Raw genomic sequence first — 19,831 nt, 5'->3', positions numbered from 1 at the left:
AATCAATAGCTTAAGTGGTGGAGGCGGGGGGGATCGAACCCCCGTCCGTCAGTCCTCTGCCATCGGCTCTACATGCATAGTCACTTCTATTATTTGACCACGAACCGCCCGAAGGACAGGGTGTTAATGGCGAGCCTACTTAGTCTTAGAACCTTATCCCTAGGCGGGGCATCGATTAGCATCTCGTAATTTATGATACTGTCGATTCTCTGGCTACAAGCAACCTGAGGACAGCACTTTAGCAGGGGTTTAGGCTGCTAAAGAGTAGTTTTCGTCGTTTGCGACTATTAAAATGGTATGGGGGATTTACGAGATCACATACCGCTCTCGACATGCACCTTTGGGTTTGTAACCGACGTCGAAACCATGTCGCCCCCAAAAAGTAGGCTGATTCTAGCGTAAAGTGTATCTATACGCTAGCAGCAAGATCGAAATAACACATTTATGCACTGTGTTTCATCAATCTTTCTTTATCTCGTGCCCAGTCACGGTCACGTTCAGTATTACGTTTGTCGTGGTCTTGTTTACCTGTTACTAGGGCAATCTCACATTTGATGTGATTGCCTTTCCAATAAAGTGCCATCGCCGCGCAGGTTTTACCTTTTTGTTCGGTAATCTGGATGATTTTATCCAATTCTTTTCGGTTTAGTAGCAGTTTACGTTTGCGGATAGGATCACAGACGACATGGGTAGATGCGCTTAGTAATGGGGTAATGCGAGCTCCGATGAGCCAAGCTTCATTTTGATGAATGATAACAAAGGCGTCAACGAGTTGAGCTTTACCTTCACGCAGGCTTTTTACTTCCCAACCTTCAAGGCATATACCCGCTTCAAATTTTGTATCAACAAAATAATCATGGCGCGCACGTTTATTTAAGGCAATGGTGCCTGTACTGGTGGATTTTTTCTTAGCTTTACTCATGGGTCAGAATTATACGACTCTAGGTTGGAAAAACCTATGCTTTTCTTGAGCTCAGGCGCTTAATGTTAGAGAATTCACACTTTTTAAGAAAGTTTATTCTTTAATTGTTTAAGGTGGCGGGTTAATTCGCTCACATTAGACGGTTAATAAAATCTTATAAGAGCTTAATTTATGCCTGAAAGTCGTTGTATGCAAGGAATTTGGTCCAGCCCTTGGTTGTTTATTTTGGCTGCAAGTGGTTCTGCGGTCGGCCTTGGCAATATATGGAAGTTCCCTTACATGGTTGGAGAGAACGGTGGAGGTGCATTTCTTTTTGTGTATTTGTTGTGCCTCTTACTTGTCGGGTTGCCTGTGTTAATTGCTGAAGTGGCATTAGGGCGTTCGGTTCGTTCTAATCCTATTGATACGATAAACGATTTGCATGAACGGCATATTGTGACCAAAGGATGGGTCTTTGTTCCATATTTGGCGGGGTTGGCCGGTTTTCTAATCCTGAGCTTTTACAGTGTGATTGCTGGTTGGGCGTTAGCTTTTTTTGAACGTTCGTTAAAGGGCGTTTTTAAAGGTGTTACGAAAGACGAAACGCAGGGTATTTTCAGTACGTTAGTTGGTACCCCTACTGAAATGTTAGCGTGGCATTCGGTGTTTGTTCTGCTTGTTATTCTTTGTGTTGGGCAATCGGTAACCCGTGGTTTGGCTATGTTGGTAAAAATACTGTTGCCAGTATTGATTGTCATGCTGTTTGGTTTGTCTATTTACTCCTCCATAGTGGGGGATTTTGATAAAACAGTGTCTTTCTTGTTTTCGTGGAATTGGAATCAAATTACCCCTGATGTGGTGCTTGCGGCTGTCGGGCATGCTTTTTTTAGTTTGAGCATTGGTATGGGGGGGATGTTTGCGTATGCCGCGTACATGAGTAAGCACATGTCGATCGCACGGGCCTGTACGATTGTTGTGGGGGTGGATACTTTGGTTGCGATTTTGGCCGGGCTTGTTGTTTTACCTTTGGTGTTTTCATTGAATATTGATGTGGATACTGGCCCAAGTTTAACCTTTGTGTCTTTGCCTGTTGCCTTTGGGCGTTTGCCCGGAGGTTTGTTTGTCGGTGCGATTTTCTTTTTACTGCTTATTTTGGCGGCATTAACGTCAGCGATTTCCATGCTGGAGTTGTTTGTGTCTTGGTTGCATGAGCGCTTTTATGTGAGTCGTTTAAAAGCGGCATTTGGCTTAGGTGTGGGTGTGTGGTTATTGGGTTTTATTAGTTTATTATCCTTGAATGAATGGAAAGATATCCATATTTTTGGCTTCATTATTTTTGACTTTTTAGATAAGTTTACTTCGTTGATTTTGCTGCCAATGATTGCGCTTTTACTCAGTGTTTTGGTGGCGTTGCGCATCCCTCGGAATATGTTAGAAAATGAATTAATCACACGCAATCCGAAGCATTTTAAGTGGTGGTATAATGTTTTGAAGTTTTGCAGCATTCCCATAATGGTAGTGATTACTGTTGGTGGTTGGATAGGAGTATAGAGTGAGTAAAATCGAAAGGTCTGCCTATGTAAATTACAGTTGTGAACAGATGTTTGATCTTGTGAACGATATTAAGACATACCCACAGTTTTTACCGGGATGCTTAAGTTCTGCGCTGGTGTCTCAAACGGAGGAAACAATAGTAGCAACACTGGAAGTGGGGAAAGGCCCTGTGAAGCAGTCTTTTACTACAAAAAATACGCTGAAAAATGTGAATAGAATCGAAATGAATTTGGTGGAAGGGCCGTTTAAAAAATTAAATGGCGTTTGGATGTTTACTCATCTATCGGATGACAGTTGTAAAATTGCACTCTCTTTGGAGTTTGAGTTGAATGGTATGTTGAAGCTGGCCTTTGGCGGTGTGTTCAGTCAAGTTGCTAATTCAATGGTTGAAGCATTTAGTAATAGAGCGAAGGTTGTGTATGGCGGATAAAATACATGTAGAAGTGGCCTATGCACTTCCAGAAAAACAAAAAATTATAGCGATGGATGTGGCAGAAGGTTGTACCGTACGTGAAGCGGTGTTGATGTCGAATATGAACGCTTTTTTTCCTGAAGTGGATTTAAACACGATTAAAGTCGGTATTTTTGGTAAATCGGTGCGTGCGCCTGAAACTCAGGTTATTAAAGCAGGTGAGCGAGTTGAGCTTTATCGAGAGCTGAAGATTGACCCAAAACAAGCTCGGGCCAATCGCGCTGCAAAATCGGGTAAATAAAAAATTACTCCGTCTGGTCTATATTGACTAAGCGGCCGCGTTCAAAAGTAAGAGTAAGTTTGTTCACCTCACTTTTTTTGGTTTTATCCGTTGCGTAGGTGGATGAATATAAATAGCGCCACTCATTTGGTGTGAATGAATCGTTTATTGCAGGCGTACCAAGCAAAAAGGTGACTTGTTGTTCCGTCATGCCCAGTTGCAGTTGGGCAACGTCGTCTGCTTTTAGGACATTTCCTTGTGGCACAGGGGCTTTGTAAGCATCAGGAAATAGGCTGCAAGCACTGAGTGTGAAGACGGTTGTTAAAGCAATTAATGTTTTTTTCATTTGTTTAATCCTAATTTAGATCAACTAATGATAAAGTAATTAAAAATAAGTTCGAGTAGAGAATAGTCAATGACAAACGAAAATCAAGAACTCAAGAAAGCTGGTCTTAAAGTAACTTTGCCAAGAGTAAAGATTTTACAGATATTAGAAGGCTCGGATGGTCTGCATTTAAGTGCTGATGATGTTTATCGAAAATTACTGGATCAAGGTGAAGATGTTGGTTTAGCAACCGTTTACCGTGTACTAACTCAATTTGAAAGCGCAGGTTTGGTTATGCGTCATCATTTTGAAGCGGGTACTGCGGTGTTTGAAATTGCTCAAGAAGATCACCATGATCATATGATTTGCTTAGATACGGGTAAAGTCATTGAGTTTTGCGATCCGATTATCGAACAACGTCAACAAGAAATTGCGGCTGAACACGGTTATATAATCGAAGATCATAATTTGATTTTGTATGTGAAGCCAAAAGCTTAGTTAAACACGTTGTTAAGCAGATGGGTGAAAAACCACTTAGTGAGTTACCTGAAGTGACCTCATTAGGTGGTTTTTTTATGTCTTTTTTATAACGGTTTTCTCATTGAAGATGGACATTATCTAGCATTTCTTTTGCATGGGCCAATGTTTGTTGAGTGAGCTCTAAGCCACCGAGTAAGCGAGCAATCTCTACGGTGCGGTCTTTAGCTCTTAACGTGGTGACTGCAGAGGAAGTTTGCTGTTCTTCGACTTCTTTTTTCACCAATAAGTGCTGGTGGCCTTGAGCGGCAACTTGTGCCAAATGGGTCACGCAGAAAACTTGGCCTTTTGAACCTACCGATCTGAGCATGCGTCCAACAACTTCAGCAATACCACCGCTGATGCCGACGTCTACTTCATCAAAAATAAGGGGCGGAATAGTGGATGTGCTGGCCGTTACAACTTGGATGCCTAAGCTGATTCTTGACAGTTCACCACCTGATGCAACTTTTCGCAGAGGCTGCGCTGGTTGCCCTGGATTGGAGGCAATCATGTATTCAATATCTTCAAAACCACTACTGCTTACTTCATCGAGTGGGAGGCAATGAATTTGAAACTGCGCATAAGGCATTCCCAAGGCATGAATTTGCTCTTCTACTTTGCTCGAAAGTCGATCTTTTGCTTGAATCCTGAGTTCTGTAAGTTCAGTCGCGATGTCTGTTAGTTTCTGATAAATCTGTTCTTCTTTTTCTTTTAGCGTGTCTAAATTTTCGTGACTACCTAACACGTCATTTAAATCGGCTGTAATGCTTTCTTGAAGTATCAATAGCATTTCAGGCGATGTTTTGTGCTTGCGTGCGGTGTTGTAAATGTCACTTAGGCGTTGTTCTACCTCGGCCAAGCGAGAAGGGTCTTGCTCTAATGTGTCTTGATAATGGGAAAGGCTATCACAGGCTTCTTCAATCTGAATTAGGGCCTCATTCATTAAATCGCATGCACTTTGTAATTGAGGTGTGCGAGTTTGAATACTGGATGCGGTTAATACAGCATGATTCAACAAAGTTTGAATATTGTTGTTTTCATCTTCCGATAAAATAAGGCTAGTTTGATAGGCTTTTTGTTGGGCGTCGGCAACGGTAGCGAGGAAGCTTTGTTCATCTTCCAGCGCTTTCAGCTCTCCTTCTTTTAGCGCGAGTTGCTCCAATTCTTGGACTTGATAGGAAAGCAGTTGAATACGAGCTTCTTGGTCTGCTGATCGATTGAGTTGGGCGTTGAGTTCTGTTTTGATTTGTTTCCAGTCATGGAAATGTTTTTTGACCTCCTGAGCCAGAGGCTCTAACCCTCCGAAGGCATCCAATTGGGCTCTCTGGGCGCTTTTTTTCAATAATGACTGGTGTTCGTGTTGACCGTGTATGTCTATTAGATGCGAACCTACGGACTTTAAATCAGCCAATGCGCAAGGGCGGTTGTTTATATAGGCTTTTGATTTACCTTCTTTGGTGACAATACGACGCAGGCTGCAATGTTGGTCAGACTCTAGGTCCCTTTCTTGTAACCATTTTTGAATGGCGACGTTTTCGCTCACATCGAACGTTGCGTTAATTTCTGCTTTATTTTCCCCATGTCTAACCACGCCACTGTCTGTTCTTGCGCCAAGACATAGGGACAATGCATCTACCATAATGGATTTACCCGCACCTGTTTCTCCGGAAATGACTGTCATTCCCTTGCGGAATTCAAGTTCGAGTGACTCAACAATAGCAAAATTAGTAATTGATATATTGGTTAACATGGTTATTTGCTCTCCATGAGGGATGTGTATGCGCTTTGTTTAATATAAATCTGAAAACACATGGTTATTTATACAGTATTTTGTTGTTTTTTGACAAGGGTTGGCAATAAAAAAAATTCCCTTAAATTTAATGAGGATTTGCTATTGAAAGGTAGAACCCAATCCCCATATATCCCACACAGACAATGAACACGTTCTGTTATTTGGAGGAAGTAATGAGTGATAAGCAAAAAAATTCGTCTTTTGACGCGGAGCAAGATTTGAATAACGAAGCAGAAAACATTCAATCAGAGAATGTAGAGTCTATTGTAGAGCCAGAGTCTGAAGTGTTTTCTTCAGAGTTTGATGAGCAACTGTCCTTTGCTTTAGAAGAAGCGACTAAATACAAAGAAGCGGCGCTACGTGCGCAAGCTGATGTGCAAAATATTCGTCGTCGTGCGGATTTGGACATCGAGAAAGCGCATAAATTTGGTTTAGAAAAATTCGCTAAAGAAGTGATTGTAGTAGCAGACAATTTAGAGCGAGCGTTAAGTTCTACGGAAAAATCGGAAGGTGAAGATTTAGTACGTGAAGGCGTTGAATTAACGTTGAAAAGCTTAGTTGAAACATTATCTCGCTTTGAAGTTAAAGCGGTTGACCCTCATGGCGAACCCTTTAGCCCAGATTTTCATCAAGCCATTACTATGGTGCCGAATCCTGATTTAGAACCGAACACTGTTATGGACGTTATTCAGAAAGGTTACACCTTGCACGGTCGTTTATTACGTCCAGCAATGGTCGTTGTTTCAAGCGCGGCGTAATACTCTGTCACTTTTTTGACACTGATTGGTTGAAATGCTCAAAAGAGCACCCAAATACAGAATTAACAAATGTAATAACTGATTTTTACTGGAGAAAAAACCATGGGTAAAATCATTGGTATAGATTTAGGTACAACAAACTCTTGTGTTTCCGTATTAGACGGTGACAAAGCTCGTGTAATTGAAAATGCTGAAGGCGATCGAACCACCCCATCCATTGTTGCGTATGCAGAAGATGGTGAAATTTTGGTTGGTCAATCAGCAAAACGTCAAGCTGTAACAAACCCAACACATACTTTATTTGCGGTTAAGCGTTTGATTGGTCGTCGTTTTAAAGATGATGTTGTACAAAAAGACATCTCTATGGTGCCATACAAAATTATTCAAGCAGAAAATGGCGATGCGTGGGTTGAGGCAAAAGGCGATAAGAAAGCTCCACCACAAATTTCTGCTGAAGTTTTGAAAAAAATGAAGAAAACAGCAGAAGACTATCTTGGTGAGACTGTGTCTGAAGCGGTTATCACGGTTCCTGCTTACTTCAATGACTCTCAGCGTCAAGCAACAAAAGACGCGGGCAAAATTGCTGGTCTTGAAGTGAAACGTATAATCAATGAGCCAACAGCAGCTGCATTGGCATACGGTTTAGATAAAAATGCTGGCGATTCTGTTATCGCTGTATACGACCTTGGTGGTGGTACATTTGATATTTCTATTATTGAAATCGCAGACGTTGATGGTGAGAAGCAATTCGAAGTATTAGCGACAAACGGTGATACGTTCCTAGGCGGTGAAGATTTTGATATGCGTGTTATTGAATTCCTAGCAAGCGAATTCAAAAAGCAATCAGGTATTGATCTTCATAATGATCCGTTAGCTCTACAACGTTTGAAAGAAGCGGGTGAGAAAGCGAAAGTTGAGTTGTCTTCTGCTACCCAAACAGAAGTTAACTTACCTTACATCACTGCTGATGCAAGTGGTCCAAAACACTTAAACGTGAAATTGACTCGTTCTAAACTTGAATCTTTGGTTGAAGAGTTGGTTACTAAATCTCTTGAGCCTTGTCGTCAAGCGTTGAAAGATGCGGACTTGAACGCATCTGACATCAATGAAGTTATTTTGGTTGGTGGGCAGACTCGTATGCCTTTAGTTCAAACTAAAGTAACAGAGTTCTTTGGTAAAGAACCACGTAAAGATGTAAACCCAGATGAAGCAGTTGCAATTGGTGCTTCTATCCAAGGTGCGGTGCTTGCGGGTGACGTTAAAGACGTTCTTTTGTTAGATGTAACGCCTTTGTCTCTTGGTATCGAGACTATGGGTGGTGTGATGACAGCGTTGATCGAGAAAAACACAACGATCCCAACGAAGAAATCACAAACGTTCTCTACAGCAGAAGACAACCAGAATGCGGTAACAATTCACGCAGTTCAAGGTGAGCGTAAGCAAGCCGCTCAGAATAAATCGCTAGGTCGTTTCGATTTGGCTGAGATTCCACCGGCTCCACGCGGCGTGCCTCAAATCGAAGTAAGTTTCGATATTGATGCCAATGGTATCTTGAGTGTGTCAGCGAAAGACAAAGCAACAGGCAAAGAACAATCGATCGTGATCAAAGCATCTTCTGGTCTAAGTGATGAAGAAGTTGAACAAATGGTTCGTGATGCTGAAGCAAATGCTGAAGAAGATCGTAAGTTTGAAGAGCTTGTTCAAGTGCGTAACACTGCTGATGGCATGATCCACGCGACGCGTAAAACATTGACTGATGCTGGTGATAAAGCGACGGCAGAAGAAAAAGAAGCGATCGAGAAAGCGATTACTGAATTAGAAGAAGCGTTAACATCCAATGATAAAGAAGCAATCGAAGAGAAAACCACGGCGTTGACTCAAGCTTCTGGAACATTAGCTCAGAAAATGTATGCGGAAGCAGAGGCAGCGGAAGCTGGTGAGCAACCAACAGGTGAAGAAACGAAACAGGATGATGCTGTTGATGCTGAATTCGAAGAAGTAAAAGACGAGAAAAAATAAACCGTCACAAATCTAAACTGTTTGGTTTGGGTTTTCGCTAATAACAAAACACGGTCAATGTCCGTGTTTTGTTATTTATTAAACGGGCGTTTCCCATGCTTGTTTATAGATAATATGACTGTATCTACTTTCGACTTTACTTTCCAGGATCGCCTGTTATGAGCAAAAGAGATTATTATGAAGTGCTTGGGGTAGCACGTGGCGCAGATAAAAAAGAGATCAAAAAAGCGTATCGATCTCTCGCCAATAAATACCACCCAGATAAAAATCCAGACAATACTGAAGCTTTGGAAAAATTCAAAGAAATTGGTGAAGCCTATGAAGTTCTTTCTTCTGAAGAAAAGCGATCTGCTTACGACCAATATGGCCATGATGCGGTAAACGGTCAAGGTGGCGGTTACGGTGGTGCTCAAGGTGGTTTCAGTGATATCTTTGGGGACGTTTTTGGTGATATCTTCGGCGGTGGTGGGCAAGGTGGTGGCGGTAGTCGTGCTCGACGTGGCTCTGATCTTCGCTACACGTTGGAGCTGGATTTAGAGCAAGCTGTTTGGGGCTGCGATGAAAAAATTCGCATTCCAACTTTGGTTGATTGTAAGCCATGTGGTGGCAGTGGTGCTAAACCCGGTACTAAGCCTGTTACTTGCCCTACTTGTCAGGGGCAAGGCCAAGTACGCATGTCTCAAGGTTTTTTCTCTGTACAACAAACTTGCCCACAGTGTCATGGTCAAGGCCAGATTATTTCTGATCCATGTAAATCATGTAATGGACAAGGGCGTACTCAAGAGTCCAAAACTTTATCCGTGAAAATCCCTGCAGGCGTCGATACGGGTGATCGTATTCGTTTGTCTGGAGAAGGTGAAGCGGGTGCTCACGGTGCTCCTGCTGGTGACTTGTTTGTACAGGTATCAGTAAAACCACATGCTATTTTTGAGCGTGATGGTGCGAATTTGCATTGCGACGTACCAATTGGTTTTGCAAAAGCCGCTCTAGGTGGTGAGATTGATGTACCTACATTAGATGGCCGTGTTCGCTTGAAAGTAACGGCAGAATGTCAAACAGGCAAACTGTTCCGTTTACGTTCGAAAGGGGTGAAACCTGTTCGTGGTGGTCCTGTGGGTGATTTGATCTGTCGCGTTATTGTTGAAACGCCAGTAAACCTAACGGAAAGGCAAAAAGAGCTTTTACAAGAGTTTGACGATAGCATGGGAGAAGGCTCTAGCCATTCCCCTAAGCAATCGAGTTGGTTTGATGGTGTGAAGAAATTTTTTGATGAGATCAAAAAATAAAACACGAAAAAGCTAATCCAAGAAGGGGCTTACTTTGCCCCTTTTTCTTTTAAGATAAAGTCAATGTGATGTCTTAATAAGCTAGCAGCATTAGTGAAGCTATTATTATTAGGAATAATAAAATCCGCTTTGTTTCTAATCTCTAATGTTTTCAATGCCGCTTGTCTTACATGACGCATATAGCGACTGGTTACTTCGTTAACATTACGGCCACGTTCTGCAATATCACGCTTTAAGCGCCGAACGACAGCGATGTCTAAATCGGTATCAACAAACAATAGATAATCTACGGCATCACGTACACCTTGATCTTGGAACATCATGTGGCCTTCAACAAGCACAACATGAGTTGGGTCTAGATTACGATAGCCAACACGCTTGTGTTGAGAGTGGTCGTAAATAGGGATTTCATTTGGCTGTTGGCGATTTTTGCAATTGTGAATTGCGAGAGTAAGACTTTCAACATCTAAGGCGTTAAGATCATCGAAATTATATACGTCAGGGTCGATGCTTCCACATCCTTTGTAAAAATTATCTTGGCAAATAACGGTGATTTTGTCGTCATGCCCTTCTGCTAGTAGAGCACAAAGACGGCTTTTTCCGCTGCCAGATACACCTGTTATGCCAATAACGAGCGCCATAGAGTACCTCAAAAATAAAGTTAAGTTAGGCTTTTACTGTAGTGAAACAGTTGACTAAGCTATTATATCAGATTGATTCAATATTGCTTTCCTAGTCTGACGACTCGGCATAATAGAGATTTAAAAAATGACAATTTTTCAGGATAGAGCGCATTTTTTGAAGATGATGGTTATATCATTTCTTCTGTTTTTTTGCGTGACTTCAGGCGCATTCAATGAAGATGCAGGCGAAAAGCCGGAACCGAAAGTTTATTCTAAGGAAGCAGAGCTTTTTGGTTTAAAAATCAATAATTTATCTCAGTCTGAATTTGAGGGGCAGTTGAAGAAAATGGGTTTGAATTCTTTCCCTAGCTTTCGAAAAGGCATTGCCAGTTACAGCTTGGGAGAAGAGGGTATTCTGGGTGTTCGTTCATTAACTGTTGTATATAATAAGTCAAAATACATTGAGAAAATAGTACTTGTTGGTGTTGTTAAAAGTAATGAAAAACGAAAAGCATTAGGTTCATTGCTGATTAATAAATACGGCGCTCCAACGGTTGGTTTTGTTAATCAAGGGTTTGGCATGGCGCAATGGTTATTTGGTGATGGTACGCTAATTGAGTTACGAAATACTACTTTTGATGTTTCTATGTCTTATGTTGACCGATCACCTAAAGTGCCACCCTTGTCTGGTGAGATTGATGTGGAGTTATTACAGAAGAAAATACAGAGTTCAAAATAGCTCTGTGTTTATTTTGTTGCACGTTACATTTATGTTGCCAACATCGTGATTTTGAGAAAAATGGTTTAAGAAAAGCCAGTTAAAGGGCTATGTGTTATAAGGAAGGCAATGCAAATGAGTAGGATATATGGGTGATTGAATTTTTCTTACGTTTGAATGGTCAACTAGCCCATTTGATGACACCCTATATTAATGATATCTCGCTCGCGTTAGTCGCGACAGTATTGGTGATCTATGGGGACAAGTTGAACCAAGTTCTAAAACGGGTGGTGTCTGGGTGGGCATTTGTTGCCAGAGTATTGGCGTTTACGCTTATGTGTACATTTGGTTATGGTCTACTTACGGTATGGGTTCAACCGTTTGTGCAGGCCGCCTTACTTGCCGTAACTTTTGTTTATCGACCGCTCTTTATTGTGTCTTGTTTTGCTATTTTAGGGTTTCTTGCAGAAAGAAGACGTCAATTATAAAAAAATAACATGTAATTTTTATTCATGTAAGTGATGATATTACAACATTTCTCGTGTTCTTTTTTCTCTATCCGCTGTCTCTGTTATCAAATGTAGTAAACTTTCTTTTATGTTTGTTTTGTTCCGTTCTTTGTATGAGAATTACTTACCAAACTGCTGATTTTATTGGTTTTTTGTAGTCTATTTACAATTTGTCTTGCCTCTAAAGGGTAGGTAGACTTCGTCGGTATTGATACAACGTAAAGACTCTTAGGGGCGAATAATGACAAATACTTGGTTACAAACGCTTTCTCACGTGGAATCTTTGATTCCTGTTTTAGGTAAACTTGGTCGTGAGCAAGAGGTTAAAGTTGAACTGGCAGGTCAGCCGTTAATGTCTGATTCCGTTACGGCTCTGATGACAATTCTTGACCAGTATCCAGAAATTGACCTTGTTAAAACCCTTGAATTGCTTACTGATCTTCAATCCACTTCCATTCGTAATACCACTGTTGATCTAGAAAGCTTAATTGCTGATAAGGATGTGGAAAGCTTATTTTCTCAGAGTGTGTCTTCAACGGTTCAAATTCCAGTTGTTTTATACGGATTTGGTCGTATTGGTCGATTGGTTGCCCGCCGTATGTGCGCACTTGGTCATACCACACCTGGTATGAAGTTGGCCGCGATTGTTGTTCGTAGAGCTGGAGATAAAGACCTTAAGAAAAGAGCAAGTCTGCTGAAATTTGATTCGGTTCACGGTACGTACGATGGTGTTGTAAAAGCAGATGAAGAGCATTCAAGTCTGTTGATAAATGGTCAGACGGTTAAAGTGATTTATGCCTCTCATCCTAGTGAAGTGGATTACGAATCCTATGGTATTAACAATGCGTTGTTAGTAGACAATACGGGCATGTGGCGTGACCATGATGGATTGAGTGTGCATCTTAAGCGTCCAGGCGTTGATCGAGTGGTATTAACAGCGCCTGGCAAACAAATGAAGAATGTTGTTTATGGTGTCAATAACAATGATATCTCTTTAGATGATCAAATCGTATCAGCGGCATCTTGTACGACCAATGCAATCACACCAATTTTATCTGTATTAGAAAAAGAGTACGGTATTGAGTCTGGTCATGTTGAAACCGTTCATGCGTACACCAATGACCAAAATTTAATTGATAATGTGCATAAAGGTGATCGTCGTGGCCGTGCCGCTTCACTTAATATGGTGATGACGGAAACGGGTGCGGCAAAAGCGGTATCTAAAGCCATTCCTTCTCTAGAGGGGAAATTAAGTGGCAGTGCGATCCGTGTTCCTGTTATCAATGTATCTATTGCTGTGTTAAGTATCAGGTTAGAAAAAGAGGTCACTGTTGGGCAAATCAATCGCTTATTGCAATCGGCATCGAGTGCGGCGGAGTTCTCCGGTCAAATCGGTTTTAGCGAAGAGGCGGATGCTGTATCATCTGATTTTATTGGCAGTACCCAAGCAGGTGTGTTGGATTCACTTTCAACAAAAGTTCGCGGCTGTCAGGCAACACTGTATGTTTGGTATGACAATGAGTTCGGTTACAGTTGTCAAGTGGTTCGTTTGATGGAACAGTTAGCTAAACAAGCGTTATCTGTCGCTAATGAGGTTGATACAGAGCCTGCTGCAGCTTAGTACTCTAGCCATTTGAATAGTATCTAAAAGAGCGGCTGGAATAGGCCGCTTTTTTTTGTTTAAAGAATGATGTTTTTAATAGGCATAAAAAAACCGGACATAAAGTCCGGTTTAAGCAAAAGTAACCAGTAATGACAGAGAGTTCACCTTGTGGGTTTGTGCTCTTTCCATTAAAGCTGTGGGGGCGATTAATGGAGTCTATAGAAGATAATGTCATCTATATTTACTAGCCAATTTAGGTCGCTGTGTTCCTAAATTCAGAGGTCATTGTAGTTTTTTTTGAATGGTTTACAAACGATATGATCTATACCCTTGCATTAGTTATTCTAATACAATTATTTTGCTGTACTGTATAGACTCTTTTAAAATAATCTTGCATTTAAGTAGTAACGCCTTTAGTTATGTTTATTACCTAAATGAGTAAAGGGTGTGTGTGGAAAAGGAAAATAAATGCATCAGCTTCCATTGGCAACGTTATACACATTTGATGTGTCAGCAAGGCATTTGAGTTTTACTAAAGCCGCAGAGGAGTTGCATGTTACTCAAGGTGCGGTGAGCCAGCAGATTAGACTACTGGAATCCCGATTAGGCTTTGCTTTGTTTATACGGCAACACCGTCGTTTATCCCTTACTCTTAAAGGGGCTCAATTGGCGGTGCATCTCCAGAAAAGCTTTAATGATATTGAGTCGATTATTAAAGAGTTACAAGAAGAGGAGTGCGATCACATTCTTACGTTGTCTGTTATTCCTTCCTTGGCAACAAAATGGCTAATACCTAGGTTGGGTCGTTTACAGGAAGCCTGTCCAGAGCTTCAACTGCGAATACAAGCCAGTGATAAAGAGGTGAACTTCCATAGAGACAGAATTGATGTCGCTATCCTGAATAGTCACCTTCATAATGGAAAAGATTTTCATCAACCGCTCCTGGTAGACAAGGTATTCCCTGTTTGTAGCCCTGCTTTTGTTAAAGAACACAATCTAACTTCGGCAGATCAGCTTTCTACTGTTGCTTTATTGAACGACGATTCTGAATGGAAGTTTTCTACACCGTGTGCGGAATGGGAAAATTGGTTAAACATTGCTGGAGTTAAAGGGGTGAAGCCATCAAAAGGGGTGAGTTTTAACCGAGGTGACTTGGCGGTTCAAGCGGCTCTTGCTGGCCAAGGTGTGGCCTTAGGTCGAACACCTTTAGTGATCGATGATATTCGAGAAGGTCGTTTGGTTAAGCCATTTAAAGAAGAGCTGGACATGGGAAATGTCTATTTATTTGTCTGCCCAGAGGAATATCGTACACGGCCTTATGTGCAAAAGCTGCTGCACTGGTTGAATGCAGAGTTCCACAATGATTTGTCTAATACGATATCGCTTGAGTAAAGTAAAGGTGAGTGTACAGTATTCAGAAAGAGGTAGTATACAGCCCTTTATTTTAAGCTAAAGGACTGAGTGGTTTATTGCCAATGATCTAAAATGAGTTTCACTGAAATGGCCAAGCACATCATAATCACCATGGGTCTAATCAGTTTGCTACCTTTCGTGATGACAAGACGTGAACCAACTTGTGCTCCTACCCATTGTCCCGCACCCATAGCGATGCCTAACCCCCAGATAATGTTTCCAGTGAATGCAAAAATAAACAAAGACGACACATTACTTGTGGCGTTAAGTACCTTCGTTTGAGCGGTCGCTGTGATCAAGGTGGCACCCATAAAACATAAGTAGGCTGTAGAGAAAAAGGCGCCAGTGCCAGGGCCAATAAGACCATCGTAGAAACCAATACTGCTACCAATAATAAGAGCGAACGCGGTTTGGCTAAGAGATACTTTGCTGGCAACGTAAGGTTGAAGCTTAGGTAAAAAGAAAAAGAAAACAGCAACGAGAATTAAGATAACAGGAATGATTTTAATAAGTGCTTTGCTGTCTAAATAAGAAACCAGCAAGGTTCCTACTACGCTACCTATGGCCGTCATAATAATGGCTAGCCACATTTTTGATAAATCCACTTGGCCCGTTTTAATGAAGTGTGCCGAGGCGGAAAGAGTTCCTGCACAGCCTTGTAATTTATTGGTTGCCAGTGCTTCGGCAGGAGACAGTCCAGCGGCTAACAATACAGGGACAGTGATTAATCCCCCTCCACCAGCAATGGCGTCTATTGCTCCTGCAAAAACAGCAACCGCAATTAATAGAAGGTACAGCTCAAGAAAAAATCCAAGTAATTCAATGTCCATAATGTTGAGCAGACGTCCTTTAAAGTGTATTAATGGCTTATTTGGAGTATATAAAAAGCCACTAGGATCATAGATCACTAGTGGTTATATTGAATATTTTATCGAGGTATTTAGAGGGGAATGCAACCCCTTAAACAGGGGAATTACGTCGCTGCTAGATACTTCTCCAGAGCAGACACTTCTTCTTCAGTAAATTCAATGCCAAGTTTCGATCGTCTCCAAAGAATGTCTTCTGCAGAGTATGCCCATTCGTGTGCGACAAGGTAATCAACTTCTGCTTGGTATAATTGTTGGCCGAAGTGTTGGCCCAATTCTTCAATATTGCTTTTTCCTGCTAAGAAAGTATCACACAATGATCCGTAGCTGTTTGCATAGCGGTAAGCCAGTTTAGACGATAGAAAAGGGAAACGTTGGGTTAATTCCGTTGCATAATTCTCTAAGCTTCCGTTTAAATCACCACCGGGCAAAACTTCTTTATCTGTCCATGGCTTCCCAAGAGTTGGGTAGTATTTTGATAAATCTTCCATAGCGGATAGAGCAAGTTTACGGTAGGTTGTGATTTTGCCGCCAAAAATACTCAGCAAAGGTGCTGCTCCATTTTCATCGGCTACGTGCAGCGTGTAATCACGAGTCACAGCAGAAGCATCACTTGATTCATCTTCTAGAAGAGGGCGAACACCTGAATACGTCCACACAACATCGTCATTGCTAAGCTGCTTCTTAAAGTGCTTATTGGAAACCGATAAAATGTAGTCCGTTTCAGCTTGGGAAATCGTCACTTTGGATGGATCGCCTTTATACTCCTCGTCGGTTGTTCCTATTAGAGTGTAATTTTCACGATAAGGAATGGCAAAGACGATGCGTTTGTCCTCGTTTTGCATGATGAACGCATTGGATTCTGAGTACAGTCTTGGTACAACAATGTGACTGCCTTTTATCATGCGGATGCCATAAGGTGCTTTTTGCTGCAAGCCCGTCTGAATGAAAGAAGAAACCCATGGGCCTGCTGCGTTGACTAAACCATTGGCTGTTACGGTAATGATTTCATCAGAATTTTGTTTTTTCAGCTCGATTTTCCACTTCCCATCAATGCGTTTTGCACTGATACAACGGGTTCTATCAAGAATTTGAGCGCCGTGCTTTTGTGCAGACAGAGCGTTTAATACGACAAGGCGTGCATCATCAACCCAGCAATCAGCGTATTCAAACCCTTTTGTTATTTCACTTTTTAATGGGCTAGACGCGCCGTATTTAACGCCTTTTGAACCAGCCAGTGCTTCACGCTTACCAAGGTTGTCATATAAAAATAGACCTAAACGAATGAGAAACGCAGGCCTTAGGTGTGGGCGGTGTGGCATTTGGAAACGCAGAGGCGTCACAATATGCGGTGCTATTTTCAATAATACTTCACGTTCATTCAATGCTTCTTTTACTAAGCGGAACTCATAATGCTCTAAATAGCGTAAGCCACCGTGTATAAGTTTACTGCTATTAGACGACGTCGCGTTAGCGAGATCGTTCATTTCACATAGGCCAACACTTAGGCCTCTTCCAGCAGCATCTGCGGCAATCCCCGTGCCGTTTATGCCACCACCAACAACAAAAAGATCGAAATGTGTATTAGACATTATGTAATACCTACTGAATTAGCGAATGTGAACTTTAAATGTTGTAAAACGAACATTATGAGAGATGAAAGAGTAAATCAAACTTACTTTTTAAGCAAGATGTGTTGGAAAAACGATCAGAACCTCTTTTTTAGGAAAAGTTATACTTGAGGCATAGTGTTTTTAGTGCAGATTTCGAGTTCAATATCGTGTTTGGCTAATAGCTTTTGAATGGCTATCGGAGGTTGTTGATCGGTAAATAAGCGATCTACCTGAGTAATATTGCCTAAACGAACGACAGCGTTACGACCAAATTTAGCATTATCAGCAGCAAGAAAGATAGTGCGAGAATTTTGAATAATACTTTGGGCAACGCGCACTTCTTGGTAATCGTAATCGAGTAAAGATCCATCATTAGGGTCGATACCACTGATACCTATGATGCCATAATCCACTCTAAACTGGCGTATAAAATCAATGGTGGCTTCTCCCATTATACCCCCATCGCGAGAGCGGATTTTACCACCGGCGACGATGACGGTGAAATCTTCTTTACTGCTCAATATTGTGGCGACATTCAGGTTGTTTGTGATTATTTGTAGGCCAGAATGCTGTAATAGCGCCTTAGCGACGGTTTCTGTGGTGGTGCCGATGTTGATGAAAAGTGACGCATGGTCTGGAATCTCTGACGCAATACGTTGCGCTATTTCTTGTTTGGCATCGTGATTTAATACTTGGCGTTGAGCATAGGAAACGTTACTTGTACTTGAGTCATAGCTGGCGCCACCATGATGACGGCGTATTTGGTTACTTTCTGCGAGTGCGTTAATGTCTCTACGAATCGTTTGTGGTGTCACCTTGAAATAAGCGGCTAGTTCATCAATTGTCAGGTAGCCTTGCTCTTGTACTAAAGAAACAATTCTTTCTTGTCTAGTTTGTTGACCCATTAGGCAAAACACTCCTAAATTTTTTAACTTGCTATCGTTGGCTGCAGTGGTTTTAATATGCAGTATTCAAACTTGAACATTTGATGTTCGAAAATAATAAAAATGAAACAAACTTGTATTCACGCAGCGATAAGAGGCGACCTTATGACAAATTATATTCTTGCAATCGACCAAGGGACAACCAGTAGCCGGGCAATTGTTTTTGATGCCAAAGGTAAACGTATTGGTCAGGCTCAACAGGAGTTCAAGCAAATATTCCCTAGCGATGGTTGGGTTGAGCATGATCCAGAAGAGATTTGGTCGTCTACGTTTGCTGTTTGTTTGCAAGTACTAAAGGATACAGGCTTACATGCCCAAGAGATAGCCGCCATAGGTATAACAAACCAGCGTGAAACAACGATTTTATGGGATAAAGAAACAGGTAAACCTGTCTATAATGCAATCGTATGGCAAGACCGTCGAACCAGTAAGTTCTGTCAAACTCTCGTTGATGATGGTGCAAGCGCAGAAGTTCAAGAAAAAACAGGATTGTTAATCGATCCTTATTTTTCAGCGACAAAAATTCGTTGGGTGCTTGATCATGTACCGGAGGCTAAGGCATTAAGAGATAAAGGGAATTTAATGTTCGGTACGGTTGACTCGTTTCTTTTATGGCGTCTTACTGAAGGGAAGTCTCATAAAACGGATGCGACGAATGCCGCAAGAACCATGGCGTTTAATATACATACTCAACAGTGGGATGCTGAGCTGATTTCCTTGCTAGGTATTGATGGTGTCAACTTTCCAGAAGTGATGGATTGCAGCGCAGACTTTGGTGTAGCGGATGAGAGTATCCTTGGTGCAGCAATCCCTGTGACAGGTATGGCTGGTGACCAACAAGCCGCCTTGATAGGTCAAGCTTGCTTTACCCCAGGTATGGTAAAAAGCACCTATGGTACAGGTTGCTTTATGATCATTAATACGGGTGATAAAGCGCTGAAATCTGATAATAAAATGTTAACAACCGTTGGTTATCGCCTAAATGGCCAGGTAACGTATGCGCTTGAAGGCAGTATCTTTATCGCGGGTGCTGCAATTCAATGGTTACGAGACGGCTTGAAACTGTTTACGGATGCCAAAGAAACAAAAGCATTGGCAGAAAGTGCGAATAACGATGACGCTGTGTATTTGGTGCCTGCATTTACCGGACTGGGTGCACCGTATTGGGACCCTGATGCACGAGGCGCAATGGTTGGATTAACTCGAGACACGAGTGTTGCCGATATTGTGAGCGCTGGGTTACGCTCGGTTTGTTATCAAACGAAAGATTTGGTTGGTGCAATGGAGAACGACGGTGCTGAGTTCAGCTCATTAAGAGTGGATGGCGGCATGGTCATTAATGATTTGGTGGTGCAATTTTTAGCGGATATCTTGGGCATTCGTGTTGAGCGTCCGAAAGTGACAGAAACAACGGCCTTAGGTGCTGCCTTTTTAGCGGGTCTTCATGTCGGTGTCTATTCTTCTTTAGATGAAATTTCTGAATTATGGCGTGTAGATCAAGTTTTTGATGCGCAGATGGAAAGTGAAAGGCGAAATGCTTTGTATTCTGGATGGTTAGATGCGATCGAACGAGTGAAAACTAAGCCAGAGTAGAATTACATAGTAGGTGGTTTTTGTAACGTTATGTTTCTTGCTTCCTTTTCTTTTCTGAAAAACCTTGTGTATTGACTCTGTTATCGATAACTTTAGTTATTGT

General features: G+C 41.7%; 19 protein-coding genes and 1 other RNA gene. 12 read left to right on the top strand and 8 right to left on the bottom strand.

Annotated elements, in window-relative coordinates:
• Positions 1–15: 15 nt before the first annotated feature.
• Positions 16–377: a transfer-messenger RNA gene (gene ssrA, locus ACMUMJ_RS13725) on the bottom strand.
• A 65-nt stretch (positions 378–442) separates the two neighbouring features.
• Positions 443–922, bottom strand: a complete 480-nt coding sequence (gene smpB / locus ACMUMJ_RS13720; RefSeq protein ID WP_414679418.1) for an SsrA-binding protein SmpB — start codon at positions 920–922, stop codon at positions 443–445.
• A gap of 171 nt (positions 923–1,093) precedes the next feature.
• On the opposite strand from smpB, the gene ACMUMJ_RS13715 reads away from it, so the two are divergent.
• From ACMUMJ_RS13715 to ACMUMJ_RS13705, 3 genes are read left to right on the top strand one after another with little or no spacing between them, the layout of a single operon-like run.
• Complete coding sequence (locus ACMUMJ_RS13715; protein ID WP_414679417.1) at positions 1,094–2,452, top strand: sodium-dependent transporter; 1,359 nt, start codon at positions 1,094–1,096, stop codon at positions 2,450–2,452.
• Between the two features lies 1 nt (position 2,453).
• The gene (locus ACMUMJ_RS13710) at positions 2,454–2,885 is read left to right on the top strand and encodes a type II toxin-antitoxin system RatA family toxin (RefSeq protein WP_414679416.1); all 432 of its coding nucleotides are present in this window, start codon (positions 2,454–2,456) and stop codon (positions 2,883–2,885) included.
• Positions 2,875–3,168: an RnfH family protein gene (locus ACMUMJ_RS13705; protein WP_414679415.1), complete on the top strand. Its 294-nt coding sequence runs from the start codon at positions 2,875–2,877 to the stop codon at positions 3,166–3,168. The genes ACMUMJ_RS13710 and ACMUMJ_RS13705 overlap by 11 nt, the downstream gene beginning before the upstream one ends.
• Before the next feature lie 4 nt (positions 3,169–3,172).
• Here ACMUMJ_RS13705 and ACMUMJ_RS13700 read toward each other — a convergent pair whose 3' ends face one another.
• On the bottom strand, positions 3,173–3,493 hold the full coding sequence (locus tag ACMUMJ_RS13700) for an outer membrane protein assembly factor BamE (RefSeq protein WP_414679414.1): 321 nt from the start codon (positions 3,491–3,493) through the stop codon (positions 3,173–3,175).
• Positions 3,494–3,562: 69 nt separating this feature from the next.
• Here ACMUMJ_RS13700 and fur point away from each other — a divergent pair, with 69 nt between their 5' ends.
• A complete protein-coding gene (gene fur / locus ACMUMJ_RS13695; protein WP_414679413.1) occupies positions 3,563–3,970 on the top strand; it encodes a ferric iron uptake transcriptional regulator in 408 nt (135 codons plus the stop codon).
• Positions 3,971–4,070: 100 nt separating this feature from the next.
• Here fur and recN read toward each other — a convergent pair whose 3' ends face one another.
• Entirely contained in the window at positions 4,071–5,741 is a 1,671-nt protein-coding gene (gene recN / locus ACMUMJ_RS13690; protein WP_414679412.1) for a DNA repair protein RecN, read from the bottom strand.
• A gap of 215 nt (positions 5,742–5,956) precedes the next feature.
• Between recN and grpE the strand changes: the two genes are divergently transcribed.
• The 3 genes from grpE to dnaJ all read left to right on the top strand — a co-directional run bounded on the left by grpE (position 5,957) and on the right by dnaJ (position 9,846).
• The gene (gene grpE, locus ACMUMJ_RS13685; RefSeq protein ID WP_414679411.1) at positions 5,957–6,541 is read left to right on the top strand and encodes a nucleotide exchange factor GrpE; all 585 of its coding nucleotides are present in this window, start codon (positions 5,957–5,959) and stop codon (positions 6,539–6,541) included.
• A 102-nt stretch (positions 6,542–6,643) separates the two neighbouring features.
• Positions 6,644–8,560, top strand: a complete 1,917-nt coding sequence (dnaK, locus tag ACMUMJ_RS13680; protein ID WP_414679410.1) for a molecular chaperone DnaK — start codon at positions 6,644–6,646, stop codon at positions 8,558–8,560.
• A gap of 158 nt (positions 8,561–8,718) precedes the next feature.
• On the top strand, positions 8,719–9,846 hold the full coding sequence (gene dnaJ / locus ACMUMJ_RS13675) for a molecular chaperone DnaJ (protein ID WP_414679409.1): 1,128 nt from the start codon (positions 8,719–8,721) through the stop codon (positions 9,844–9,846).
• A gap of 29 nt (positions 9,847–9,875) precedes the next feature.
• On the opposite strand, the gene ACMUMJ_RS13670 is transcribed toward dnaJ, so the two are convergent.
• Positions 9,876–10,487 carry a uridine kinase family protein gene (locus ACMUMJ_RS13670; RefSeq protein WP_414679408.1) on the bottom strand — a complete coding sequence of 204 codons (612 nt, stop codon included), beginning with the start codon at positions 10,485–10,487 and terminating at the stop codon, positions 9,876–9,878.
• A gap of 127 nt (positions 10,488–10,614) precedes the next feature.
• On the opposite strand from ACMUMJ_RS13670, the gene ACMUMJ_RS13665 reads away from it, so the two are divergent.
• The 4 genes from ACMUMJ_RS13665 (at position 10,615) to gcvA (ending at position 14,691) form a co-directional block, all read left to right on the top strand.
• On the top strand, positions 10,615–11,208 hold the full coding sequence (locus tag ACMUMJ_RS13665) for a uridine kinase (RefSeq protein WP_414679407.1): 594 nt from the start codon (positions 10,615–10,617) through the stop codon (positions 11,206–11,208).
• Positions 11,209–11,339: 131 nt separating this feature from the next.
• A complete protein-coding gene (locus ACMUMJ_RS13660; protein ID WP_414679406.1) occupies positions 11,340–11,675 on the top strand; it encodes a DUF3392 family protein in 336 nt (111 codons plus the stop codon).
• Between the two features lie 262 nt (positions 11,676–11,937).
• Positions 11,938–13,317, top strand: a complete 1,380-nt coding sequence (locus tag ACMUMJ_RS13655; protein WP_414679405.1) for a glyceraldehyde-3-phosphate dehydrogenase — start codon at positions 11,938–11,940, stop codon at positions 13,315–13,317.
• Positions 13,318–13,767: 450 nt separating this feature from the next.
• The gene (gcvA, locus tag ACMUMJ_RS13650) at positions 13,768–14,691 is read left to right on the top strand and encodes a transcriptional regulator GcvA (RefSeq protein WP_414679404.1); all 924 of its coding nucleotides are present in this window, start codon (positions 13,768–13,770) and stop codon (positions 14,689–14,691) included.
• A gap of 74 nt (positions 14,692–14,765) precedes the next feature.
• Here the strand turns inward: gcvA and ACMUMJ_RS13645 are convergent, their stop codons facing one another.
• The 3 genes from ACMUMJ_RS13645 to ACMUMJ_RS13635 all read right to left on the bottom strand — a co-directional run bounded on the left by ACMUMJ_RS13645 (position 14,766) and on the right by ACMUMJ_RS13635 (position 18,096).
• Positions 14,766–15,542 (bottom strand): TSUP family transporter, encoded by a 777-nt coding sequence (locus ACMUMJ_RS13645; protein ID WP_414679403.1) that lies wholly within the window; start codon positions 15,540–15,542, stop codon positions 14,766–14,768.
• Positions 15,543–15,685: 143 nt separating this feature from the next.
• Entirely contained in the window at positions 15,686–17,170 is a 1,485-nt protein-coding gene (gene glpD / locus ACMUMJ_RS13640) for a glycerol-3-phosphate dehydrogenase (RefSeq protein WP_414679402.1), read from the bottom strand.
• Between the two features lie 140 nt (positions 17,171–17,310).
• Positions 17,311–18,096 (bottom strand): DeoR/GlpR family transcriptional regulator, encoded by a 786-nt coding sequence (locus ACMUMJ_RS13635; protein WP_414679401.1) that lies wholly within the window; start codon positions 18,094–18,096, stop codon positions 17,311–17,313.
• A gap of 144 nt (positions 18,097–18,240) precedes the next feature.
• Here ACMUMJ_RS13635 and glpK point away from each other — a divergent pair, with 144 nt between their 5' ends.
• Positions 18,241–19,728 (top strand): glycerol kinase GlpK, encoded by a 1,488-nt coding sequence (gene glpK / locus ACMUMJ_RS13630; protein ID WP_414679400.1) that lies wholly within the window; start codon positions 18,241–18,243, stop codon positions 19,726–19,728.
• Positions 19,729–19,831 lie beyond the last annotated feature (103 nt).

It is taken from the genome of Marinomonas phycocola (assembly GCF_047525455.1).
GTDB lineage: Bacteria > Pseudomonadota > Gammaproteobacteria > Pseudomonadales > Marinomonadaceae > Marinomonas.
This window is presented reverse-complemented; position numbering and strand designations above follow the sequence as displayed.